Genomic DNA, 24,212 nt, shown 5'->3' on the forward strand with positions numbered 1-24,212 from the left:
CGTTGGTGTGAAAGCGCAGATTGACGCCCAGTTCGCGGCAACGAGTGTGCAGGATTTGCAGCCATTTGAGGCGGGCCACGCCGGCGATGGGGTTGCCGCCGATGTAAATGGTTTCGCCTTTGTGTTTGACCACCACCAAATCGCGCATCTGGCTGTGTTGGACGAATTCGTCGTAGGTCTGACGATCCTGCTGGCCGAAGTTGTCCAACGTCGTTTCGGAAAAGACCACGCCCCACCCAAAGGTGTCGTTCGGCCCGTCGCGCTCGACGACGTTGATCTCGCGCGCCGGGTCCATCTTCTTCATCAGAATAGCAAAATACAGGCCTGCCGGCCCACCGCCCAGAATGTTGATTTTCATGGTTGCTTACCTGCGCCGTAAAAAAATTGATCCAGCACCGCCTCCAGGCGGGCATCCACGTCTCCCAGCTTTTGTTCGGCATAAGCCGCGAGCGACGTTTCGACAATCGCGATATACACCCAGGCCAGCCAGCGCGGGTCGCCCTTCTTCACCTCGCCGCGCTTAATGCCCTCACGCAAGATCGGTTCCACCAGATTGGGCAAGGACTCCTGATACGCTCGAATAATGGACTCGCGTGTGCGGCCCCGGAACGCATTAATATCCCGGCGCACCAGGCGCATCAGATCGCGGCGCATGCGAGGCAGGGCCAGGAAGACGCGGGTCAGGCAACGCAGTCGCTCGCGGCACGAGCCGTCAGGCGGCGTGGCCTCGACCATCATCTGCTGTTTCTTCGCCAGCCCCGCCCGGATCATTTCCAAATACAACTTCTCTTTGCCGGGAAAGTGATGATAGAGCGCGCCGGTCGTCACCTGCGCCGTCTCGGCAATATCGCGCATCGAAACGTCGGCGTAAGGCTTGAGCACAAAGAGGTCTTCGGCGGCGGCGAGGATGCTGGAGACGGTGGCTTCGGCGCGGGTGAGCATCAGGTCACGTCCGGCCTCTCAACCGGATACTTTTCATAGAGCCGTTCGACGATCACCCGGCGAAAACGCATCAGCGCCTCGTGAATATCGGCAAATGAAGTGTAAAGCGGCGCGATGCCAAGACGGATGTTGTCGGGATAACGAAAGTCGGGAATGACGTTCATCTCTTCGATGAGGGCGCGATCGATTCGCAAGCCTTCGGCATGACCGAGCGAGACGTGAACTGCCCCTTCTGGCCGAACCAGCCCCAGATCGGGCTAAGGAGTTTCTCTTGCAGATCACGCCGGACGTAAAGAAAGGCGGGCGACCCGGGGCCGCCGTTGAGATACTTGTAAGTGCAACCGACGGCCATGTCCACATTTGACTCATTGAGCGCCACCGGCATTGCCCCAACCGAGTGGCACAAGTCCCACAACATCAACGCGCCAGCCCGGTGCGCCATTTCGGTGATGGCGGCCATATCGTAGATATAACCGCTTTTGAAAGCGGTGTGAGTCAAAGAGACTAGAGCCGTCTCGCCATCAATCGCCGCCGCCAGCGCCTCATTCGACACGGTCAGGCCGTCTTCCGAATGAACGACCTGCAACTGGTAATCGGGGCCGGCCAGTTTGACCGCGCCTTGCAAAAGATAGAGGTCGGAGGGAAAGTTGAGATCGTCGGTAACGACTTTGCGCCGATCCGGTTTGGCCGCCAACGCGGCCATGACCAGTTTGAAAATGTTGACCGAGGTGGAGTCGGCCACGATGACCTCGTCGGCCCCCGCCCCGACCAGGCGGGCAATTTTGCCGCCGATGCGTCCGGGCGCAGTGAACCAGCCCTCGCCCCAGCCCCGGATGAGGCGCCGGCCCCACTCGTGATCAACGACTTCGTGCAAACGGGCGGCGGTGCGTTTGGGCAGGCGGCCCAGCGAATTGCCGTCGAGGTAAATTAAGTTGTCGTTATCGTCGCAGATGAATTGGTCGCGGAAGCCGGCGAGGGGATCGCGCTCATCAAGTTCGTGGGCATATTCCAGGGAGTGCAATGAGGGTGTCATGTGGCTAAGGTGGATTCTCCTCCCAAGAAACCTAACGCTTGGTATGTTTAGACCATCTTAGTCGGGTTTGAAGAAAAGGTCAACCAGAAAAACAAACTCGCCATCCAACCCGAAGTGGCGAGTCTGTTTTCAATCGCAGATTGGATGAATTACTTTCGCTTCTTCATTTCGTATTCCAAAACTTCTTTGAAGGTGCTTTCGATGGGGCGCGGTTGCCAGCCCAGTTCGCGTTTGGCTTTCTCGGCGCTGCCATAAAAGGTGTAGTCGTTCAACAAAGCAAGTGCTTCAGAGGAGAGCGGGAGCGACAAGCCGAGCCGCTCGAACAGACCGGCGAGGCCGCTCATGAGGCTGGCGGCCCAACCCGGCGCCCACAGCTTCGGCGCGGGAATGCCAACGATCTTCTCCCACATCTCCATGACTTGCCGGTATGTCAGCGACGGCCCGGCAATGATGTACGACTCGCCGGGGCGGCCCTTTTCCATCGCCAGAATGTGGCCCTCGGCGATGTCGTCCACGTAAGCCCAGGTGGGGCCGGATGTTTCGCCAAACATGATGGGCGTCCGCCCCAAATAGAATTCGTAAGCTGAGGCGAGCGCGCTGGTGTCGCCGGGGCCGGTGACTCCGCCGGGCTGGACGATGATGACGGGCGCGCCCGCCTGTTGCAGGGGAACGGCCACTTCATAGTGAGCCGCCCACTTGGTGCGTTCGTATTCTGATCCCATCGCCTCTTTTCCGGCTCGATACGTCTCGTCCACGATCTTGCCGTGGGTGTTGCCGAACACACCGACGGTGCTGGTGTGAATGATCTTCGGCACGCCCAACTCGACGGCAACCTCAAGTGTGTTGCGCGTTCCGTCCACGTTGATGGCTTGCATGTTGGCTTTGTCAATATTGCCAAGCACATACCAACCTGCCAGATGAAATACAACCTCTGCGCCGCGCATCGGCTCGCGCAGAGAGGCGCGGTCGGTTACGTCGCCTTTCGCGAGTGTAACGCCTTCCTGCGCCAGCTTGCCAGCCTTTGCCGGGTCACGCACCAGGCAAGTGACTGAGTGTCCGCGTTCAACCAACTTCGGCACAAGATGACTGCCGATAAAACCGTTTCCGCCGGTAACAAAGATTTTCATTTTCTCCTCTATGCTTTCACTTCGATTCCCGATAATTTCTCCAGCGCCTTAATCAGCGCATGGTTGCCCTCCGCGCCCAGGCCATCGGCCTGAAGAGTCCGGTAAAGGTTGAAGACCAGGCTGGAGGCCAGGGCCGGAACCCCAAGCTGATCGGCGGTTGCCAGCACCAGGCGCACATCCTTTTGTTGCAAATCAATCGTAAAGCCGGGCCGCCAGTCGCGCTTGAGAATTTGCGGGCCGCGATTGCTCAACATCCAACTGCCCGCCGCCCCGCCGGCCACCGCCTCGAGCGTCTTCTGCAAATCGAGGCCGCCCGCCTGCGCAAACAGCAGGGCTTCGCTCATTGCCAGCGCATTACCCACGACAAGAATCTGATTGACCAGCTTCACCATCTGCCCTGCGCCGTGTTCGCCAACGTGCGTGATCGTCTTGCCCATGGCCTGAAAGACCGGCATGGCTCGCGCCACCTGCTCGGTCTCGCCGCCGACCATGATGCTGAGCGTGCCCCGCGCCGCGCCCTCACTGCCGCCGCTGACGGGCGCGTCGAGCATGTGCGCGCCTTTGGCCTTCAACTTCTCGGCGATGGCGCGCGTGGCATGTGGGCTGATGGTGCTCATGTCAATCACCAGCGCGCCGGGTTGAATGCCATGAATGACTCCGCCGTCGCCAAGAATAACAGCTTCCACGTCCGGCGTGTCGCTCACGCAGGTGATGATGAGGTCGCACTGGGCCGCCAACTCCGCCGGGGAAGCCGCCGTGCTTGCGCCCTCGGCGGCCAACTCGTCCATGCGGCTGGCGGTGCGGTTCCACACGCGCACCGCTAACCCGGCCTTCAACAAGTTGCGGGCCATGCCCCAGCCCATGATGCCTAAACCGATAAAGCCAAGTCGTTCACTCATTGCTTGCATCTCCTCTTTATCTTAGCCACGAATTACGCTAACTGGTAACTACTCAGACCAGTCTTTCAGAACGCAGATAAACGCTGATACAACGCAGATTTTCGCTGATCTCTTTTTGTTTGTATCCGCGATTTCCCGCAGACGCGAAGCGCGCAGATATTTTGAAAAAAAAATCAGCGAAGATCAGCGCGCAAAGCGTCCGCGTTCATCAGCGTTCTAATCCGGTCGCTTGCGCGATCTCGCCGTTCAGGATCAGCGCCCGCGCCCGTTCAATATCTGCCTGATAGAACCGATCATGCTCGACAAACGGCACGTCGCGCCGGAGCCGGGCGTGGGCAACCGCCACTGCCGGGGAAACGTGTTTCTCTGGCATGGCCTTCGACCTGAGATCAACGGCCTGAGCCGAGACGAAAAATTGAATCGCCAGAATGTGGGCGACGTTGGCGATGATCTGGCTGGCATGCCGGGCGGCTGTGAGAGCGTTGGCGTTGTGATCTTCCTGCCCGGCTGAGGTGGGCAGAGAGTGGACACTGTCTGGGTGAGCCAGCGTCTGATTCTCCAGCGCCAGCGAGACGGCGGTGTAGTGCGGCATCATCAAGCCAGAGTTGAGGCCGGGGGCGGCAGAGTTGCTCAACAACATGGGCGGCAGGCCGAAAGAAAGTTTCTCGTTGATGAGGCGGCTGATCTGTTGTTCGGCCAGCGCGCCGAGTTCGGCGATGGCGATGCCAAGATAATCCATGCCCAACCCGATGATCTCGCCGTGAAAGTTGCCGCCAGAGATGGCCTTGAACGAGTTGTCCGGCTCACGAAAGAGAAGCGGGTTGTCGGTGGCGGCGTTGATCTCGTTTTCGATCCAGCCTCGCGCGAGGGCGAGTGTGTCGAGAACCGGGCCGATGATCTGCGGCGCACACCGGAGCGAATAAGGGTCTTGCACCCTGCCTGATGAGTCAACGAGGGTGCTTCCTTTGATTAGCTTTCGCAAGTTGGCGGCGACGGCGGATTGGCCGGACTGCCTGCGCGCCGAGTGCAGGCGCTCGTCGAAGGCGCTCGACACGCCAAGCAAGGCTTCGAGGGCGAAAGCGGTGGCGATCTGGGAATGAGTGAGCAATGTTGCCCCGTCAGTGACGGCTAAGGCGGCGACCGCCGCCGAGAACGTTGCCCCGTTACTGATCGCCAATCCCTCTTTTGCTTCCAGAGTCAATTGTGGGAGTCCGGCGGCATCCATCGCTTCTTTGCCGCTCATGCGCTGTCCACGAAAGATTGCTTCGCCGGCATTCGCGCCTTCCATGAAGATGAGGGCCAGATGGCAGAGCGGCGCAAGGTCGCCCGACGAGCCGAGCGAGCCTTGCTGAGGCACGATGGGATGCACGCCGGCGTTGAGCATAGCCAGCAGGGTTTCGACAAGCCGAGGGCGCGCGCCGGAGTGGCCGATGGCGAGCGTGTTGGCGCGGATGAGCATAGCGGCGCGCGTTACGTCCTCAGCAAATGGCTCGCCCGTGCAGACGGCGTGGCTGATGACGAGGTTGCGCGAGAGTTGAGCCGAGTCGGCGGGCGAGACTTTGCGGTCGGCGAAGACGCCGAAGCCGGTGTTAATGCCATAGACAGTCGGCGCGTCCGGCGTGAGCAGGGACTCGACGTAGGCCCGGCTGGCTTGCATGCGCTCGCGGGCAACTGGCGCGAGTTGAACCGGGCGATGTTGGCGGGCAACGGCGACGACGTCTGCGATGGTGAGCGAATGGCCGTCAATGAGGAGAGGTTGGGTCACGGGTGGCTCCGGGTGAGGGGTTGAGGCGAGTGTACCACAGCAGAGGGACAGCGGATTTGATGAATTTAGCGGATCGCGATCCGCGTCATTCTCCAAATCCGCTGTCTTTGCGCCTCGCCGCGAACAAAGTTTGAGATACAATAGCCCTGACCGGAAAGACGAAAGGAACTTCTAAGGCCGTGCAACTTGTCTCTCAGCCCCCATGTTTGCCAGACGCCGTCGAGCGTATCGTGCGCGGGTTTAGCCCATTGCGCAGCATTCTGTTCGGCTCGTGGGCGCGGGGCGAAGGGCGCGCAAATAGCGATCTCGATTTGCTGGTAGTGTTGCCGCGGGTGGAGAAACAGTAACTCCCATGCCCTTCCTCCCCGCCCACCGTGTCGCCAACTTTGGCACATCCATCTTCACCGAGATCACCCAGCTTGCCGCCAGGCACAAGGCGATTGACCTCTCCAGCGGCTTCCCCGACACCGACGGCCCGACCGAGGCGAAAGCCGCTGTCTGGGAGGCGATGGAGGCGGGCAAGAATCAATACGCGCTCTCGCACGGCGTCCGCGAACTGCGGCAGGCGGTGGCCGAACATGCCAGGCGTTTTTACGAGCAGACGGTTGACCCTGAGTCCGAAGTGACAGTGACGAACGGGGCGGCGGAAGCCCTGCACTCGATCACCGACGGATTGATCAATCCGGGCGATGAAGTCATCATCCTTGAGCCTTATTACGAAGTATACGCGCCGAACGTAATCATGGCCGGCGGCGCGCCGCGCTTTGTGCCGTTGCGCCCGCCAAACTGGAGTTTTGATCCCGACGAACTGGCCGCCGCCTTCAACAACCGAACCCGCGCCATCCTGATCAACACGCCCCACAACCCGACCGGCAAAGTCTTCTCTCGCGCCGAACTCGAAACGATTGCGGCCCTGTGCCAAAAGTGGAACGTCATCGCCATCAGCGACGAAGTGTACGAGCATCTTATCTACGACGGGCAGAAGCACGAGTGGCTGGCGCAGTTGCCGGGCATGGCCGAACGCGCGATCACCGTTAGTAGCATGAGCAAAACATTCAGCTTCACCGGCTGGCGCATCGGCTGGGTGCTGGCCCCGCCCGACCTGACGAATGCCGTCCGGCTCGCGCACCAGTTCGTGCTCGACTGCTCGGCCACGCCGATGCAATTCGGGGCGGCCCGCGCCCTCGCGCTTGGCGACGGCTACTTCGCCGGTTTAGCCGCCGACTACCAGCGCAAACGCGATTTTCTGGCCCATGCTTTGCGACAGGCCGGCCTCGAGGTCTTGCCAACCGGCGGCGGATTCTTTATCATGGCCGGCATCGAGCCGCTGGGATTCAACGACGACTTTGAGTTTTGTAAACATCTGGCCGCCAACGTCGGGGTGGCCGCCATTCCACCCTCGGCCTTTTACTCGGAGCGGAACAAGGCGCTCGGCAAACGCTACGCGCGCTTCGCGTTTTGCAAAACAACAGCGCTACTGGAGAAAGCCGCCGAAGCTTTGCAACGTTTACGGCCCCGATAAAAATCAATCACAGATTACACGGATTGATGGGTTTCGCGGCAGTTGTACTGCGGCGGGCGGCAGTTGCACTGCCGCCCAACCCCATCAATCCAAAAGGAAACCGCTGTAGTTTTTAAATCGGTGTAATCTGTGAAATCCGTGGTTCCACTCCTCAGGAGAGCATCGTGTCTCAACATCCTCTTGCCGGCGTCTACGCCGCTGTAGTGACGCCGCTCTATCCAAATTACGAAATCGACTTCCCCGCTGTCACGCCCCTGCTCGACTATCTGGCCCATCGAGGCTGTCACGGGGCGCTCCTGCTCGGCACCACCGGCGAAGGCCCGTCGTTCTCGCCCGACGAGCGGCTCGAACTGTGCCAGGCCGCCCGGAAGATTCGCGAAGCGCACCCCGGTTTCAAACTGCTGGCCGGAACCGGCACGCCCAGCCTCGATGAAACCATCACTCTCACCAAGTCCGCCTTCGACCTCGGCTTCGACGGCGTCGTGGTTTTGCCTCCCTACTACTTCCGCAAGGTGAGCGACGACGGCCTCTTGACCTGGTTCGGCGAAGTCTTGCGGCGCGCAGTTCCCAAAGGCGGCGCGCTCTTCGGCTATCACATTCCGTCTGTCTCCGGCGTGGCGCTTTCTTTTGAATTGGTGGCGCGGCTGAAAGACTCCTTCCCGGATAAATTCGCCGGACTCAAAGACTCCTCGGCTGACCCTGAACACGGGGGAGCGTTGGGCCGCCGATTCGGGGACGACCTTTTGATCTATTGTGGAACCGACTCGCTCTTTCAGTCGGCTCTCGACGCGGGCGCGCAAGGGTGCATCACCGCCCCGGCCAATTTGCTTTCGCCCTTTCTGCGACAAGTGTGGGACGCGCACGCGACAGGCGGCAACGCCTCAGCCGCGAACGCTCTTCTGCAAAAAGGCCGCGCCATTTTAGATGCCTACCCGCCCGCCCCGGCAACACTCAAAGCCATCCTCCATCACCTCAACGGCTTCCCCAACCCGGTCGTCCGCCCGCCGCTTCTTCCGACGTCCAACGCCACTGTTGAGAAAGTGATCGCCGAACTTCGCGAAGCAGGGATCATTAGCGGCGGCTAACCTTCGACACGAAGGCACCAAGACACGAAGACACAAAGTTTTCTTTGTGCCTTCGTGCCCTTGTGTCTTTGTGCCCAGCAAGTAATGGCTTTGTCTAGTGATGCCGTCATCTGCGGCGCAGGAATTGCGGGGGTTGCGACGGCTTACCATCTCACGCGGCGCGGCCTCAAGCGCGTAATGATTGTTGATGACCGCGACCCGCTCACCCTGACCAGCGACAAGTCCACCGAGTGTTACCGCAACTGGTGGCCCGACGCCTCGATGGTCAGCTTCATGGATCACAGCATTGACCTGATCGAAGGCCTGGCCCGCGAGAGCGGAAACGTCTTTCACCTCAACCGGCGCGGCTACCTTTACGCCACCGCCGACCCGGCCCGCATCCCGATCTTCAAAGCCGAAGCCGAGAACGCCGAAGCCCAGGGCGCTGGCCCGCTTCGCGTCCATCCCGGCCCAGCCGCTTACACCCCTGCCCCACCTCACGGCTTTGAGGCTCAACCGACCGGCGCAGACTTGATTCTCGACCCGGTCCTCATTCGCCAACACTTTCCTTATCTGGCCGAGAACGTCGTCGCCGTGATTCACGCCCGGCGCTGTGGCTGGTTCAGCGGCCAGCAGTTGGGCATGACTATGCTCGAACAGGCAAAGGCCGGAGGCGTTGAACTTGTTCGGGGGCAAGTTGACGGCGTCACCGTTGAAAGTGGCCGGGTGAAGGGCGTGCGATTAAGTGATGGGCGAGAAGTCGGCGCTGAAATCTTTGTCAACGCCGCCGGGCCGCTGATCAAAAACGTTGGCCGGATGTTTGGCGTCGAGTTGCCGGTGTTCTCGGAGCGACACGAGAAGATCGCCTTCAAGGATCATCTCAACATCATTCCGCGTAACATGCCTTTCCTGATTTGGGCCGACCCGCAGAAGATTGGTTGGTCGGATGAAGAGCGCGGCCTGCTGGCTGAGTCTGAAGAGACGACCGGCTTGCTGGGCGAACTACCGGCAGGCGCGCACTTGCGCCCCGAGGGCGGCGCAGACGCTAATAGTGTGCTGATGTTGTGGGGCTACGACACCCAGCCCGTGCCTGAGGTATGGCCGCTGGAATTCGACCCGATGTATTACGAGGTGGTTCTGCGCGGGCTGGCGACGATGATGCCCGGCCTGACGGCTTACATCGGCAAAGCGCCAAAGGTGGAGATTGACGGCGGCTATTACACCAAGACTCGCGAGAACCGTTTGCTGGTTGGGCCGTTGCCGGTTGAGGGCGCGTTTGTGATCGGCGCGCTCTCAGGCTACGGGTTGATGGCCGCGCCCGCCGCCGGGGAATTGCTGGCGGCGTATCTTACAGGTGGCGGCTTGCCCGATTACGCGTCGGCGTTCGCGTTGAGTCGCTATGATAATCCGGCGTATCAAAAATTGTTGGAGCGTTGGGATGAGGGACAGTTGTAGAACAACGGATCAGCCGAATTAGACGGATGCGATCCGCGAAATTCGTTTGATCCGCTGTTATGACCGCCTACTCGTCACAATCGCAATCCCCACCAGCACCGCCGCGCCACCCAGCAGTTCGCGGGGCGTGGGTTGCGATTTGAACAGGGCGACCGACCACAAGATAGCCACAATCGGGCTGACGGTGAGCAGGAGTGAGAGGAACGAGATGGTGAGCCGCCGCAGGGCCAGGTAATAAAGCGTGCGGCTGATGATGATGTCCACCGTCGCCACTAGCAGAATCAACAACCAGGCCTGGCCGTCCGGCCAGAGCAACATCCCCTGCGCCGTCGCCGACAAGAACAGAAAGCCGGTCGTGGCCATCAGCCGCCACAGAAAGAACTCCACAAATTCAATGTCGGCCCCATAACGTTTGACGATGGCGGCGTGCAGGGCGTAAATAAAGGCCGAGCCGATCACCATCACCGAGCCAAGCCGCAAGTAATCGCCGGGCTGAAAGGTGATGACGGCCACCCCGGCGATGCACACCAGCCCGCCCAACCACTGCGCCCGCGTCAGCCGGTCGCGCAACCACCACACGCCAAAGCCCACGCCGAACAGAATCGAAGTCTCGGCCAACAACGAGGCTGTGCCCGGGTCCACGAAAACAACGGCGGCGTAGTTGATTGAAGTGCCGGTCGCCACCAGCGCGCCAATCGCCAGAAAGAACCAAAGGTGGCGGCGAAAGGTGCTAAAACGAAAGCGCCCGCGAGCAATGGCAAACAGCGCCACTTGCAGAGTGCCAAGCCCAAGCACGTACAACACCGACGTAGTCGGCGGCAGGTGGTCACGCAGGGCGCGGGCAAAGACAAAGTGCAGGCCGTCCACAGTCAGCAGGGCGACGACGAGAAGCGGCGTGTTTAAGTTCGGGCGAGTTGAAATTATCGGTGTTGTAGTTTGATGTTCCATCTTTCTTTGGGCATGTCACCTCGAACGGAGTGAGGGGTCTCTGGGCGGTCGTAGAGAGTCCTCGCTTTGCTCGGAATGACGTTGCGTAAGGTCAGCTTGAACCCAGCACCCGGAAGCGGTTGACGGTTGGCCCGGCGGCCAGCATCCGTTCAGCATCGGCGCGAGCCAGCAACGATTTGTAATCGTCGGTGTTGAGCAATAACAATTTGTGGCCGCTCAACTCGTCCTTGACACAGCCGCAAACCCGATATAGATTATCTGTATTGAAGCAACAATTCATTCGATTTGCATCTTTTCTCGGCGACAACGCTTTTGAGTTTTACCAGCAGGTCGTGGCGTATCTGGGGGACAGCACCGGCCTGCCAACAAAAATGGCAGTTGTCCCTTTTGCCGAGCAAGACCGGGTGATTGACACCGGCCAGATCGAGGCCGCCTTCTCCTGTGGCATTACCTACGTTCTGAAGTCCGCACAAACATCTTCACCGGCGCGGCTCATGGCCGCCCCGATTTTATCTGCCGACCGTTACCACGACCGGCCCGTTTATTTTTCTGATGTCATCGTCCGGGCCGGGTCATCGTATCATAGCTTCGACGACTTACGAGACACAACTTTCGCCTATAACGACGTTGGCTCATTCTCTGGTTACGTTCTGGCCGCCCATCATTTGTGGACGCTGGAGGCGACGATGGACTACTTCGGCAAAACGATTCGATCCGGCTCACATGCAACATCAATGAACTGGGTGGAGGCCGGGGAGGCCGACTGCGCGGCGATTGACAGCGTGGTGTTGGAAATGGAACTGGCCCAGCGACCGGAGCGGGCCAGGTCGTTTCGTGTCCTAGCCAGCCTGGGGCCGGCGGCGATGCCGCCCGTCATCGCCACGCCCTCTCTTTCCGAAGAGCATTGCGACTCATTGGCCCGCGCTCTCACGACCATGCACATCACCAGGCGCGGCCAGGAAATTTTGAACGGGGGCGGCATTCGACGCTTTGAGCAAGTGACGGACGATCATTACGACGACATCCGTCGAATGTTGCAAGACCTGCAAAAAGCGTAACGACAACTGCCTGAGAGGAGGTGATTGACAACGACTCATACCTGCCATTGAATCCTGAAAGCTCATCGTTATCGTCTCAACACTGCACAAGCATTCAAGGAGAGAAGAAAGATGACCACCCCAAAACGGATTCACCCTGGCGTGCTGGCCGCCCAGGAACAACTCGCTGAGGGCCGCATGAGCCGCCGCGAGTTTCTGCGCACGGCCACCCTGTTGGGCGTCAGCGCCTCTGCGGCCTACGTGATGGCCGCCTGCGGCGGCCCGGCCACCACCGCCGCCCCGGCCGCCACCAATGCGCCCGCGGCCACTGCCGCCCCGACCGGCGGAGTCAAACGTGGCGGCACCCTCAAAGTCGCCATTTCGGTCCCGGCTGTCGATCACCCCGCCCGCTTCTCCTGGGTATTCGACTCCAACGAATTCCGCCTGATCTTCGAGTACCTGACCGAGACCGGCCCCGACAACATCACCAAGCCCTACATGCTCGAAAGCTGGGAGGCCAGCGACGACCTCAAAGAGTGGACGCTCAACCTCCGCCAGGACATCAAGTGGACGAACGGCGATCCCTTCGTGGCCAACGACGTGCTCTTCAACTTCAAGGAATGGCTCAACGTTGACACCAAGTCGTCCATTCTCGGCCTGTGGACGGGTTTCCTCACCATCGAGAACGTCCAGGTGGTGGACGATCACACGGTCAAGCTGAAACTCGACGCGCCCAAGCTGGATGTGCCGGAGACTCTCTTCCACTACCCGGCGCAGATCATGCACCCCAGCTTCAACGGCGACATCACCACCGGCAAGAACCCCAGCACCGGCCCGTACGTCCTCAAGGAATACAAGGTCGGCGAGCGCGTCGTCATCGAGAAGCGCGAGGGCTATTGGCAGAACGGCTTGGACGGCCAGCCCCTGCCCTACCTCGACAGCATCGAGTTCATTGATCTGGGCAACGACCAGACCGCCGCTGTGGCCGCCATTCAGGCCGGCCAGGTGGATACGATCTACGATCTCACCGTTGACTCGTACCTGGCTCTGCGCGACAACCCCAAGCTCAAGATCAATCCGCAGGCGACTTCGCAGGTGCGCGTCATGCGCATGCGGGTGGACCTCGACCCGTGGACGGACAACCGCGTCCGCTCGGCGCTGAAGATGTGCCAGGATCGCCAGAAGATTCTGGATCAGGCCTACTTCGGCCAGGGCATCCTCGGCCACGACGTGCACGTCTCCCCGGTGCACCCGGAATTCGCTCCAATGGATGTGCCGAAATACGATCCGGACGGCGCGAAGAAGTTGCTTCAAGAAGCAGGCGTGGCGACGCCGCTCGAAGTCAAGATTTCCGTCGGCACCGGCTGGACGGACATTGTGGCCTACATCGAAACCTTGAAGGCCGACGCCGCCGCCGGTGGCATCAACGTCGTCCTCGACACGATGGAGAATAACGCCTACTGGAACCTGTGGACGGAAACCGCCGTCGGCGTCACCCCGTGGACTCACCGCCCGTTGGGAGTCATGGTTCTGCCCCTGGCCTACATTGCCGACACCGATGGCAACCCGGTGCCGTGGAACGAGAGCCGCTGGGTGGACGAAGAATTCAGCACCCTGCTCCAGAAGGCGCAAGGCACGCTCGATCTGGAAGCCCGTCGGGCGATCATGAAAGACATCCAGCGCATTCAACTCGAGCGCGGGTCAATCGGCATCTCCTGGTGGCAAAACATCTGGCGCGTCTACAACCCCAAGTTCCAGAACATCGGCGCGCATCCCACCGACTACTATCTGTGGCGTGAAGTGTGGCTCAACCCTGACGCTTAGAGCAAATTGTTAGACCGACGCGGTACGCTACGCGAAAACCGCGTCGGTCTCGATAGTCGGATACTCTGTTTGTAAAGTTGCGGCGGCACGCTTTGGGCGCTGCCGCCGCAACCCATCGTTCCCGGTTGAGCAGGCCCGGCGATCCTGCACCCGGCCCGACCACAAGAGTCGGCTCGTTTAGCAAAAGGCGGCCATCCATGTACAAATTCCTGATCCGGCGCATCCTCTTTTTGATCCTCACTCTGCTTATTGTTTCAGTTGTCATCTTTGCCGTCTCCGAGTTGGCCCCGGGCAACATCGCCATCAACACCCTGGGCAACACTATCACTCCGGAACAGGAAGCTTCTTTCAACGCCCAGAACGGCCTCGACCAGCCGGCCCTGACTCGATATACTCGCTGGATGGTGGGAAGCGACTGGCAGGCCGGGAGCCTCGTCGGCTACCCGGTGCATCGCATTTATGATGCCTCCAACGATCGTTACAGCTGGTGGGCTGAAGGTGACAATGGCGTGTTCTTCCAAAATTTCACCGTGGACGCCGAGACGATGTATCGTTCCGAATTGCAACCGGATGGTTCCACCCGCGACGTGGCCCTGCCAGCCGACGTGTGGAAGCCCAACGAAGACGGCATCCTTGTCTTCTGGGGCCTGGATAAAGAAGGCCATGCCGCCATGTGGGTGAAGGGCGAGAACCTGCAAGAGTGGACGCTGACCACGGCGGCCTGGGCCAACACGCCCGGCGCGCCACGCCAGTACATTCCTCTGCAACGCGGCCTCCTGCGCGGCGACCCCGGCGTCTCGTTTCTCACCCGCCGCCCGGTGGCCGAAACGTTGATTCGCCGCGCCACCAACACCGGCATCCTGGCCGGCATTGCCTTCGCCTTCATCATGCCCATCTCGCTGGTGTTGGGGCTGATTGCCGGCTTGAACGAGGGCAAGTTCATTGACCGGCTGTTGTCGGTGGGCGGGTTGGTAACGACGGCCACCCCGGAATTTGCCAGCGGCGTTTTTTTGATATTGATTTTTTCAACGTGGTTGAAGTTGTTGCCGGGGGCAGTCGTCGTCTCCAGTGAAAACGCCATTTTTGAAAACCCCCTCATGCTGGCCCTGCCCGTGCTGACTCTGACCCTGGTCGAGTTAGGCTACGTTTTGCGTATCACCCGCGCCAGCATGGTGGAAGTGATGCGGACGAACTACATCCGCACCGCCGTGCTCAAAGGCCTGCCGCGCTTCCGCGTCGTCTTCAAGCACGCCCTGCGCAACGCCCTCATGGCCCCGATCACCATCATCATCCTGCACGTCAACTGGCTGATGGGCGGCATCGTGGTGGTGGAGACCATCTTTGGCTACCCCGGCCTCGGCAGTTACGTGCTGGACGCCGCCCTCTTCAAAGACGTGTTCGCGGTGGAGGCGGCCTCCATGTTCCTGGTCTTCATCGCCGTCGGCACCCAACTCTTCGCCGACTTTATTTATACCTACATCAACCCTCGCATCCGTTATGCGTGATTGACCACCAAGACACGAAGTCGCAAAGTTACACCAAGTTTTCTTTGTGTACTTCGAGTCTTTGGGGCTTCGTGGTGAAAGAAGGAGCAGGCTATGGCTACTGTTGAAGGAAGTTTGAGAGCGCCCCTTGCCCCGGCGCGGCCCACGCGCTGGCAAAGGCTTCGCGAAGGGCTGGGCCTCCTCACCCGCTCGAAAATCGCCCTGGTCGGGCTGTTTCTGGTGAGCTTTTGGGTGATCGTCGCCATCTTTGCCGACAGTTGCATCATTGACCCTGCATGCTGGATCAACCCGAGTTCGTCCGACGACTACCAAGAGACGCCGTGGCTGGCGCGTTATTCGCCCTTCGAGCAATTCCGGGGCGAGAACCTGAAAGGGCCGTCGGCCAAACACTGGCTGGGCACCGACCGCCTGGGCCGCGACCTGTGGGCGCGGCTGGCGCACGGGGCGCGCATTATTTTGACTCTGGCTCCGCTGTCTGTAGGGCTGGCCCTGATCGTCGGCACGACTCTGGGGCTGGCCGCCGGTTACTTTGGCGGCATCGTAGACGAGATCGTAATGCGCATTCTGGACTCGATGATCGCCTTCCCGCAAATCCTGCTCTATCTCATCATCATCGCCGCCCTCGGCCCGTCAGCCGTCAACGTCGTCATCGCCATCACCCTGGCCGGCGCGCCCGGCATCGCCCGGCTGGTTCGCAGTTTGACGCTCGACATCAAGACTCGCGATTACATCGCCGCCGCCCAGACTCGCGGCGAGAACCCCTGGTACATCATGTTCGTCGAAATTCTGCCTAACGCGCGCGGCCCGATCATTATTGACGCCATGTTGCGCGTGGGCTACGCCGTCTTCGCCATCGGCACACTCGGCTTTTTGGGCCTGGGCCTGCCCCCGCCCTCGCCCGACTGGGGCAGCATCGTCAGCGCCGGGCGAAAGTTCATTCAGGCCGGCCACCCCTGGGACGCGCTGTGGGCCTCGCTGGCGACGGCCATGCTCGTCGTCGGCCTCAACCTGCTGGCCGATGGCCTCTCCGAGGAAATGCAGAGGTACCGGTAATCCCTGAACACCAACATACTGTCCTCAGACCTCGCGGGTTTTCGCGCAAGCGACCGCGAGGTCTTTTGCCTCTGCTACAATTCCGCCATCACCTACGGAATGAACAAACGAAAAATCTATCTCGAAGACATCCCACTTGAAGAAGCCTGGTCACGGCTGATCGGGGCGCTGGAGGCCGCCAACCAGTGGCGGCCCTTCCCCGGTGAAACCGTCCCGGTTGGGGAAGCATTGGGCCGCGTCACTGCCGAACCGGTGTGGGCCAAACTCTCCGCCCCGCACTATCACGCCAGCGCGATGGATGGCTGGGCCGTCCGCGCCCAAAGCACAAACGCCGCCACCGACACCGCCCCGCTCCAGCTTGCCGTGCCCGACCAGGCCCAATACGTTGACACCGGCGACCCCCTGCCCGCCTGGGCCGACGCGGTTATTCCGATTGAGAACGTCCAGGTGTTTGAGAAGTCGCCAGACACGCAATCCCAAATCCAAAATCCAAAATCCAAAATTGAGATTCGCGCTTCCGTCGCTCCCTGGTCACACATTCGAGCGATGGGCGAAGACATGGTGGCCACCGAACTTGTCCTGCCGTCGAATCACACTCTGCGCCCGGTTGATCTGGGCGCGATTGCCGGTTGCGGCCACACCCACGTTAACGTCCGGCGCAAGCCGCGTGTCGCCGTCATCCCCACCGGCGCCGAGCTTGTCCCGGCTGGGGCCGAGGTCAAACCCGGCGACATCATCGAATACAACTCGCTCGTCCTTGCCGCCCAGGTGAAAACATGGGGCGGCCTCGCCACACGCTGGCCCATCATCCCCGACGACTTCGACAAAATCTGCGCCGCCGCGCGCGAGGCCGCGCAAACCCACGATCTCGTTCTCCTCAACGCCGGCTCCTCTGCCGGCTCCGAGGACTTCTCCGCCCTCGTCGTCGAAACGCTCGGCGCACTGCTCGTTCACGGCGTCGCCGTCCGGCCCGGCCACCCTGTCATCCTGGGAATGATCGATCAAGCCAAAACCGAAAACCCAAAATCTCAAAATCCCAAAATCCCAATTATCGGCGTGCCGGGCTACCCCGTCTCCGCCGCCATCACCGGTGAAATTTTCGTCGAGCCTATCCTCTCGCGCTGGCTTGGCCGCGCCCCGGCCCAACCGATCCAAATGCCGGCCACCCTCAGCCGCAAAATCGCTTCGCCGATGGGCGACGACGAGTACATGCGAGTCACCGTCGGCAAAGTGGGCGACCGAATCGTCGCCACGCCCCTCGCGCGCGGCGCGGGCGTCATCACCTCGCTCGTCCGCGCCGATGGCATCGTCCGAATCCCGCGCTTCTCCGAAGGCCTGCAGGCCGGCGAGCAAGTGACGGTTCATCTCTATCGCGCGCCTGCCCAAATCGAAAACACCATCGTCGCCATCGGCTCGCACGATCTCTGTCTCGATCTGCTCGGCCAGTTTCTGGCCGAGCGCGCGCCCGGCATGAGGCTCGCCTCCGCAAACGTCGGCAGTCTCGGCGGCTTGATCGCTTTGCGGCGCGGCGAAGCTCACCTGGCCGGAACGCACCTGCTCGACCCCGAAACGGGCGAGTACAACCTCACCTACGTCAAACGTTATTTGCCCGACATGCCGGTCGCGCTCGTCACCCTCGTGGGCCGCGAACAAGGTTTGCTCGCCCAGCGCGGCAATCCCAAAAACATTCACACCCTCGCCGATCTCGCCCGCGACGACATCACCTTTGTCAACCGCCAGCGCGGCGCAGGCACACGAGTGCTGTTGGATTTCGAGATCGAAAAAATTGGATTGAAAGCAGAATCGATTCGCGGCTACGAGCGTGAGGAATATACGCACCTGGCGGTCGGGGCCGCCGTCTCTTCAGGGGTGGCCGACTGCGGACTGGGCATCCACTCTGCCGCAACCGCGCTTGAACTGGATTTCATTCCTTTGTTCAAAGAACGTTACGACCTGGCAATTCCCGGCGCGTTCTTTGAATCATCTCTACTTAAACCACTGCTCGATGTTCTGCAAGACGGGGCCTTCCGTGAAGCGGTGAGCCGGTTGCCGGGGTATGACGTACGCAACATGGGAACGGTTGTGGCTGAGGTGCTATAATCTGCACATGCCTAAAAAGAAAGCTTTTGTCGTAGATGACAACCGCATCACCGCTGAGTCGGTTGCCAAGATGCTGACTCTGCTCGACGTTGAGTCAATTATCTGCCTCGGCTCGCGAGAGGCCATCCAAAAACTGGCGACGACCCTGCCAGACTTTATGACTCTCGACGTGAACATGCCGGGCGTGAGCGGCATTGAAGTCCTGCGTTACATTCGCCGCGACCCGCGCACCGCCCACCTGCCGATCATCGTCATCTCGTCGGAAGCGCAAACGCAGCAACAAGCAGTGGCCCTGGCCGCCGGGGCCAACATTTTTTTGGCCAAGCCTGTGAGCTTCGAGCATCTCGAAGTTGCGGTGAAAGATGCGCTGGAGAAGAACTAATAAAGAAGAAGCCCGGTTGATCGCCGGGCTTCTTCTTTAACCGCCCATAACTGTCAGCGGCACAGGGGTAATGACGAGGAAAAATAGAATCAGAGTCGCGATTGCCAACAGCTTGCGGCGCGTGTCGAGTTGTGTAATTTCATCCAATAGTTCGGCGTGGCGGCGGTTGAGAAAGTAAATGAGGGCCGCCCACAACCACCAGCCCGGCCAGAAGAATCCCAAACCGGCCAGCACCACCAGAATCACCGGCAATATTTTTTCCACCCGTTTCCCAAGCAAAACGTACAAAGTGTGGCCGCCATCCAGTTGGCCGGCCGGGATCAAATTCAGGCCGGTGACCAGCAACCCTGCCCAACCGGCCCAGGCCACCTGATCCAACAACACGTCTTCCCCGCCCAGAGGCGGCGGGGTGCTGGTAAAGAAATATCGCAACCAATAGAGCAACGGCCCACCCGCTCCATAGCTGTAAGGCGTGGGCAATAAGCGGCCAAATACCAACGCTTTCGTCAATAGATAGATAATTGAATTGCCTTCAAGGCTAAGCCCTTGCCCAGGCGGGAAGGACGATGGGATCAGATCAATATGAGATCGCATCAGCCCAATGATGAGCACCGGAACGGCGACAACAAAGCCAGCCAGCGGTCCGGCAATACCGATATCCAACAAGATTCGCCGGTTCCGCACGGGCGCCTTCATAGCAATCACCGCGCCCAGAGTGCCGAATGGACTGATCGGGTAAGGCATTGGGATGAAGTAGGGCAAAGTGACGGGCGCCCCGTTGAGCCGGGCCACGATATAGTGGCCGAACTCATGCGCCAGCAAAATCGAAAGCATCCCCAGCGCGAAAGGCCAGCCGGTGTAAATTTGCAACAAGGCTTGAAACAGAACCCGGCCCAGATCAGTTTCCGGCCCGTGGTAGCTGTACAACGAGCCGGTATAGAAAGCGCTGAAGACCGTCAGCACAAACAGGATCAGGTTGATCCACGGGTTGGAAGGGCGGGGGTTGATGATGCCAGGGAGGGCCTTGATGACGTGCTGACCGTCTTCGATGCGAAAGAGCGGCGTGTAATCGTGCGCGCGGAACACGTCGGCCACTCTTTCGTAGGCTTCCACTGAATCGATCCTGAGTTGGCCGCGAAAGCGAACGGCATACTCCTGGTTGCGGCCCAGGGTCACGTCGGCCACATCCATCACCTCGGCCACCACTGCGCGAAGCGGCGCAGTAAAATCGGGCGACGATACATACTCGTAAGCCATGAAGTCTCCAATGTTATAAGGACACCTGACAGGTCTTGTCTTGCGCTTGTTCAGCCCAAGATTCTTCGAAAGACCTGTCAGGTGCAGGCAACGGGAACGGATGGGAGTCGAACCCACCCCGGACCTGACCGGCCCGACAACGGTTTTGAAGACCGCGGACGCCACCGGACGCCAACCGCTCCCAACACGAACGCTGGTGATTGTAGCATATCGTTTTTTTTGAATGAATGAGAGCGGCCTCGCGCTTTCCTTGACAAGCCGTTGCCCTTCAGCTAAAATGCCGCCAGTCATTCTGGCCGAGATAGCTCAGTTGGTAGAGCAATGCACTGAAAATGCATGGGTCCTCAGTTCAAGTCTGAGTCTCGGCACTCACTCGGCCAGCGCGCTTTAGCAGTCGAGTTACGCGGGCTTAGTTCAGTTGGTAGAACACCTCCTTGCCAAGGAGAAGGTCGTGGGTTCGAGTCCCATAGCCCGCTCTGCTGTAGACAGCCTATCGCCTATCGCCCCAAGCATAAACATCAACGCGATAGGCGATTTGTTATAAGCAATCAGCCCAACGGCGACGTCGCCAAGTGGTAAGGCAAGGGTCTGCAAAACCCTCATTCGGCGGTTCAAATCCGCCCGTCGCCTCTCAACTCAGGGTCTGCACCTGAAAGCGGCCCAGTTCCTTCCAGATTTCAAAGGAACTGGGTCGCTTTTTGGTTTAACGGCGACTCAACGAGGCGGATTGTAGAGCCAACTTGCCCGGCTCCTGAGAATATCCATCACACTATAATAGTCTACATGTCAGACTTCATCAATCGCGAACGCGAGATCGCCGGACTCAACCAAATCGCCGCCGGGCCAGACTCCCAATTTGTCATGGTGTATGGCCGGCGATACTTGAGGGCATATTGCGCTTGCCGGACTTCGAGAGAAAAGGGGGAAACTTGGCCCAACCTTCACCTACTACCTTCATCGCCACATTAGGGAGCGAGGCTCAGGTCGTCACGCTGTCACTTGACCTGCTCTTGAACAAAGATGAGCCAATCACTCACGTCGTCGTGCTTCACACCGCTGCCCCGGACGGGCCAATTCAGTGGGCGCTGGACCGGTTACGAACAGAATTTGCGTCTGGCTACTATCCGCCTGCCCTGAAGTTCGCAACTGTTGAATTGCGAACCTATCTTGGGCCGCTGACTGATGTCGACTCGGCAGAGGGGGCCGAAGCCGCCTTTACTGCCATCTATCGCGCCGTCCGAGCAGAGAAACTGGCCGGGCGGCGCGTTCATTTCTCGCTGGCGGGTGGGCGAAAGACCATGTCGGTGTTTGGCATGGCGGTGGCCCAGATGCTGTTCGACGAAGGGGACAAGTTGTGGCACCTGGTCTCCTACGGCAAGTTGCTGGAAGAGAAGCGGATGCACGCCGGGCCGGGCGAAGTGCCAACCCTGGTAGAAATCCCGGTGATCCTCTGGAGCGCCGTCTCGCCGGTGCTGACCGACCTGAGCGAAATTGACGATCCGTTTGCGGCGGTTGAGCGCCAGCGCGGTCTGCGCTTGCAAGAGTCGCTGGAGTTAGCCCGGACATTTGTGCTGGGGTCGCTGTCACCCGCCCAACGGCCTGTGGTGGAACTGCTGGTTCGGGAGGGATTGAGTGATATTGAAATTGCCGAGCGGTTGTCGCTCTCAGCGCGCACGGTGGAACACCATTTGAGGGATGTTTATATGCTGGCCCGTGCTCGCTGGGGGTTGCCAAGTGTGAATCGGACACAATTGGTGGCATTGCTTCATTTGTACTATGCCCTCAAACCATGATTCAGTACAAATGTCTATGACTTGGCGACGCCCGCCTATTCCCTTTAGGGCAGAAAAAGGGTATCTTGTTCAACGTGTTGTTCGAAATTGGGGGAAAGTACGCATGACAAGAGGTGCGTCACCCATTACACTGACGCAAGTACCGGTAAAACCAAGGAGGCTAAATGGATGAAAAGGTGTTGAGTGCGGCGTTGGCGGGGTTGTTGCATGATATTGGCAAGTTTAGCCAGAGAGCAGGCGTGGGAATAAGTGAGACCGGGAACGCTGAGGCAAGACGGGACTATGGCTATGTTCATGCGCTGGCTTCGTATGATTTCATGACGGCTTTTGTGCCTAAAGATTGGCGAGAAGATTTGAGCGGCATTGCTTATCATCACCGCCCTCGCAATCAGCGTGAGGTCTGGATTCAATTGGCCGATCATCTTTCAGCAAGCGAACGTGAAGAAGATGAGGACAATCGCATCCCTCGAATGCAATCCGTCTTTAGTCAATTAGCCGCCTATAATGGCCCGGTTCAGTATTTGCCACTCAAGCGATTGAATCCTGAGCATCGCGACAGTCTTTTTCCACAAGCAATAGACGACAATAATTGGAAGGCGGTTTCTGCGAAAGAATACGCCGACCTATGGCAGGAATTTGACGGGGAATGCAAGAAACGCAGCCTGATTGCTATTGCTGATCGGGCGGCATATCTCGAAACCGTGTTCGCGCTTCTGCAGGAATTCACCTGGTGTGTGCCGTCCGCGTATTGGAAAAGCAAGCCTGATGTGTCGCTGTTTGACCATCTGCGGACGACGGCGGCGATTGCGGCGTGTTTAGCCGCCGACGATCAGAGCATTGACTGGTGTAAAAACGCAAAGCAATCACAAGAACCGATATGTTATCTGGTTGGCGGCGATTTGTCGGGGTTGCAGGCTTTTATCTATACGCTGGCATCAAACGGCGCGGCCAAGTCGTTGCGGGCACGCTCGTTCTACGTGCAGTTAATCTCGGAAGCGATGGCGATGGCGATGTTGCGCGAACTTGATTTGCCGTTGACAAATTTGCTGTACGTGGGCGGCGGCGGTTTCCAGTTGTTCGCGCCCATGAAAGCCAAAGAGCAATTGCCCAATATTGTCCGCGATTTAGTGGACCGCTTGTTGGAAGCGCATCAGGGTGGGCTAGGATTGACGGTTAAGTGGCGGCCATTGGCCTATAGCGATTTTGAAGATTTCGGCAAAGCACGAGACGGGTTGGGAAAGAAAATCAATCAAGCCAAGCGCCAACCATTTGCGGCGGCCTCGCCCGAAAAATTGATGACTGCTCTAGGCGAGCCTATGAGCGAAGGTGGTGACCCGCTCCGGTTTTGCAAAGTGACGGGTGAAGACGGCAACACGGTAAAGAAAGACAAGGACGGCGAGTATAAATCCAAGTTTGTCTTGTCGTTGGAAGATTTGGGGAAGCTACTGCCCGGGGCCTCGCACATTGCTTTCGCGCCTGTTCCCAGACAAGCGCCAACCCGTGCTACGGACTGGCAACAAGCCTTGAGAGTATTTGGAATGGAAGCGCAAGTTGTAGTGAGATCGGATGTGGCGCAAAGAATGTCGGTGGACAGCGGCGAATTTGTGCGGGTGTGGCGGCTGGATGCTACTCCAGAGCCGGAAGAGCGCGAGTGGTTGAAGCCGCTCGGCCCGGCGCAAGTCATCAGTTATCGCCCATTTGCGCGGCTGACACCGCTGGATACGGACGGCAACCCGCTGACCTTTGACGAATTGGCCCAGCCAAAGAATGGCGGATTCGAGCGTTGGGGCGTATTGCGGTTGGACGTGGACAACTTGGGCAATCTGTTCAAATCGGGTTTTGGCGACAAGGCCAGCCTGTCGTTTGCTATCCGGCTGTTCTTTGAAGGTTGGTTACCTCAATTGGCCGGACGGGATTTGAAGCAGTATCTCTACATTCAATACTCTGGCGGGGATGATGTGTTTGTGGTGGGCGCATGGGATGTTTTGCCGGAGTTTGCGCGACGCATTCGCCAGTCGTTTGGCGAGTATGCGGCGGGCAACCCGCACCTGACGCTCTCTGGCGGAATGACGATGGTGGATGCAGGCTATCCGTTGTATCAGGCGGCGCAACAGGCGGGCGACGCTGAAGACGCGGCCAAAAGCGTAGACGGCAAAGATGCTTTCACATTTTTGGATCATCCGCTGAAGTGGAGCGAACTGCAAGCGACGCAGGAACGCGCCTACCGTTTGATGGACAACATTAAAGCTAAACATCTGCCTCACTCCGCTCTGCAAACATTATTGGCTCTGCAAGCGCGCAAAAATGGAAAACCCAAACCCATGTACGGCCCGTGGATGTGGATGGCGGCGTATCAACTCACCCGCTTGACACAACAGATTAAGGACAATGACACCAGGGAACATATCCGGGAATTGCAACAGAAATATTTGTCTCCTGGCGCAGACATCGAAACCATCGGGCTGGCCGCTCGCTGGGCACAATATCTTACACGAGGAGGATAAGC

General features: G+C 59.3%; 19 protein-coding genes, 4 tRNA genes and 1 pseudogene. 15 read left to right on the forward strand and 9 right to left on the reverse strand.

The window, feature by feature from the left end:
* From HYZ49_14165 to HYZ49_14190, 6 genes and pseudogenes are all read right to left on the reverse strand, one after another.
* Positions 1 to 358, reverse strand: a 358-nt coding sequence (locus HYZ49_14165) for a bifunctional salicylyl-CoA 5-hydroxylase/oxidoreductase (GenBank protein ID MBI3243430.1), incomplete at its 3' end; no start/stop codon positions are given.
* Positions 355 to 942 (reverse strand): TetR/AcrR family transcriptional regulator, encoded by a 588-nt coding sequence (locus HYZ49_14170; protein ID MBI3243431.1) that lies wholly within the window; start codon positions 940 to 942, stop codon positions 355 to 357. The genes HYZ49_14165 and HYZ49_14170, both read right to left, overlap by 4 nt.
* Positions 942 to 1,975: pseudogene (locus tag HYZ49_14175) on the reverse strand (aminotransferase class V-fold PLP-dependent enzyme). Before HYZ49_14175 ends, HYZ49_14170 begins: the two are co-directional and overlap by 1 nt.
* A 149-nt stretch (positions 1,976 to 2,124) precedes the next feature.
* Positions 2,125 to 3,102 (reverse strand): NAD-dependent epimerase/dehydratase family protein, encoded by a 978-nt coding sequence (locus HYZ49_14180; GenBank protein ID MBI3243432.1) that lies wholly within the window; start codon positions 3,100 to 3,102, stop codon positions 2,125 to 2,127.
* Between the two features lie 8 nt (positions 3,103 to 3,110).
* Complete coding sequence (locus HYZ49_14185) at positions 3,111 to 4,001, reverse strand: NAD(P)-dependent oxidoreductase (GenBank protein ID MBI3243433.1); 891 nt, start codon at positions 3,999 to 4,001, stop codon at positions 3,111 to 3,113.
* Positions 4,002 to 4,209: 208 nt separating this feature from the next.
* Positions 4,210 to 5,766: a histidine ammonia-lyase gene (locus tag HYZ49_14190; GenBank protein ID MBI3243434.1), complete on the reverse strand. Its 1,557-nt coding sequence runs from the start codon at positions 5,764 to 5,766 to the stop codon at positions 4,210 to 4,212.
* Positions 5,767 to 5,945: 179 nt separating this feature from the next.
* Between HYZ49_14190 and HYZ49_14195 the strand changes: the two genes are divergently transcribed.
* The 4 genes from HYZ49_14195 (at position 5,946) to HYZ49_14210 (ending at position 9,807) form a co-directional block, all read left to right on the forward strand.
* Positions 5,946 to 6,113 carry a nucleotidyltransferase domain-containing protein gene (locus HYZ49_14195; GenBank protein ID MBI3243435.1) on the forward strand — a complete coding sequence of 56 codons (168 nt, stop codon included), beginning with the start codon at positions 5,946 to 5,948 and terminating at the stop codon, positions 6,111 to 6,113.
* A gap of 5 nt (positions 6,114 to 6,118) precedes the next feature.
* Complete coding sequence (locus HYZ49_14200; protein MBI3243436.1) at positions 6,119 to 7,288, forward strand: aminotransferase class I/II-fold pyridoxal phosphate-dependent enzyme; 1,170 nt, start codon at positions 6,119 to 6,121, stop codon at positions 7,286 to 7,288.
* A 164-nt stretch (positions 7,289 to 7,452) separates the two neighbouring features.
* The gene (locus HYZ49_14205) at positions 7,453 to 8,373 is read left to right on the forward strand and encodes a dihydrodipicolinate synthase family protein (GenBank protein MBI3243437.1); all 921 of its coding nucleotides are present in this window, start codon (positions 7,453 to 7,455) and stop codon (positions 8,371 to 8,373) included.
* An 84-nt stretch (positions 8,374 to 8,457) separates the two neighbouring features.
* A complete protein-coding gene (locus tag HYZ49_14210) occupies positions 8,458 to 9,807 on the forward strand; it encodes an FAD-binding oxidoreductase (protein MBI3243438.1) in 1,350 nt (449 codons plus the stop codon).
* A gap of 57 nt (positions 9,808 to 9,864) precedes the next feature.
* On the opposite strand, the gene HYZ49_14215 is transcribed toward HYZ49_14210, so the two are convergent.
* Positions 9,865 to 10,755, reverse strand: a complete 891-nt coding sequence (locus HYZ49_14215) for a DMT family transporter (protein ID MBI3243439.1) — start codon at positions 10,753 to 10,755, stop codon at positions 9,865 to 9,867.
* A gap of 263 nt (positions 10,756 to 11,018) precedes the next feature.
* Between HYZ49_14215 and HYZ49_14220 the strand changes: the two genes are divergently transcribed.
* The 6 genes from HYZ49_14220 to HYZ49_14245 all read left to right on the forward strand — a co-directional run bounded on the left by HYZ49_14220 (position 11,019) and on the right by HYZ49_14245 (position 18,656).
* Positions 11,019 to 11,813, forward strand: coding sequence for a PhnD/SsuA/transferrin family substrate-binding protein (locus tag HYZ49_14220; GenBank protein ID MBI3243440.1), 795 nt, complete (start codon positions 11,019 to 11,021; stop codon positions 11,811 to 11,813).
* Positions 11,814 to 11,924: 111 nt separating this feature from the next.
* The gene (locus HYZ49_14225; protein MBI3243441.1) at positions 11,925 to 13,616 is read left to right on the forward strand and encodes an ABC transporter substrate-binding protein; all 1,692 of its coding nucleotides are present in this window, start codon (positions 11,925 to 11,927) and stop codon (positions 13,614 to 13,616) included.
* Positions 13,617 to 13,813: 197 nt separating this feature from the next.
* Positions 13,814 to 15,121, forward strand: coding sequence for an ABC transporter permease (locus HYZ49_14230; GenBank protein MBI3243442.1), 1,308 nt, complete (start codon positions 13,814 to 13,816; stop codon positions 15,119 to 15,121).
* A gap of 93 nt (positions 15,122 to 15,214) precedes the next feature.
* Positions 15,215 to 16,174 (forward strand): ABC transporter permease, encoded by a 960-nt coding sequence (locus tag HYZ49_14235; GenBank protein ID MBI3243443.1) that lies wholly within the window; start codon positions 15,215 to 15,217, stop codon positions 16,172 to 16,174.
* A gap of 99 nt (positions 16,175 to 16,273) precedes the next feature.
* Entirely contained in the window at positions 16,274 to 18,274 is a 2,001-nt protein-coding gene (locus HYZ49_14240; GenBank protein MBI3243444.1) for a molybdopterin biosynthesis protein, read from the forward strand.
* Between the two features lie 7 nt (positions 18,275 to 18,281).
* Positions 18,282 to 18,656, forward strand: coding sequence for a response regulator (locus tag HYZ49_14245; protein MBI3243445.1), 375 nt, complete (start codon positions 18,282 to 18,284; stop codon positions 18,654 to 18,656).
* 36 nt (positions 18,657 to 18,692) lie between these two features.
* Here HYZ49_14245 and HYZ49_14250 read toward each other — a convergent pair whose 3' ends face one another.
* Complete coding sequence (locus HYZ49_14250) at positions 18,693 to 19,913, reverse strand: site-2 protease family protein (protein ID MBI3243446.1); 1,221 nt, start codon at positions 19,911 to 19,913, stop codon at positions 18,693 to 18,695.
* 91 nt (positions 19,914 to 20,004) lie between these two features.
* A tRNA-Sec gene (locus tag HYZ49_14255) sits at positions 20,005 to 20,096 on the reverse strand.
* 112 nt (positions 20,097 to 20,208) lie between these two features.
* On the opposite strand from HYZ49_14255, the gene HYZ49_14260 reads away from it, so the two are divergent.
* The 5 genes from HYZ49_14260 (at position 20,209) to cas10 (ending at position 24,210) form a co-directional block, all read left to right on the forward strand.
* Positions 20,209 to 20,281 (forward strand) — tRNA-Phe (locus HYZ49_14260).
* A 35-nt stretch (positions 20,282 to 20,316) separates the two neighbouring features.
* Positions 20,317 to 20,389: transfer RNA gene (locus HYZ49_14265), tRNA-Gly, on the forward strand.
* A gap of 82 nt (positions 20,390 to 20,471) precedes the next feature.
* A tRNA-Cys gene (locus tag HYZ49_14270) sits at positions 20,472 to 20,543 on the forward strand.
* Positions 20,544 to 20,842: 299 nt separating this feature from the next.
* Positions 20,843 to 21,706: a hypothetical protein gene (locus HYZ49_14275; protein ID MBI3243447.1), complete on the forward strand. Its 864-nt coding sequence runs from the start codon at positions 20,843 to 20,845 to the stop codon at positions 21,704 to 21,706.
* 164 nt (positions 21,707 to 21,870) lie between these two features.
* On the forward strand, positions 21,871 to 24,210 hold the full coding sequence (gene cas10 / locus HYZ49_14280) for a type III-A CRISPR-associated protein Cas10/Csm1 (protein ID MBI3243448.1): 2,340 nt from the start codon (positions 21,871 to 21,873) through the stop codon (positions 24,208 to 24,210).
* The last annotated feature ends 2 nt before the right edge of the window (positions 24,211 to 24,212 follow it).

This window comes from Chloroflexota bacterium (assembly GCA_016197225.1).
GTDB lineage: Bacteria > Chloroflexota > Anaerolineae > Anaerolineales > VGOW01 > VGOW01.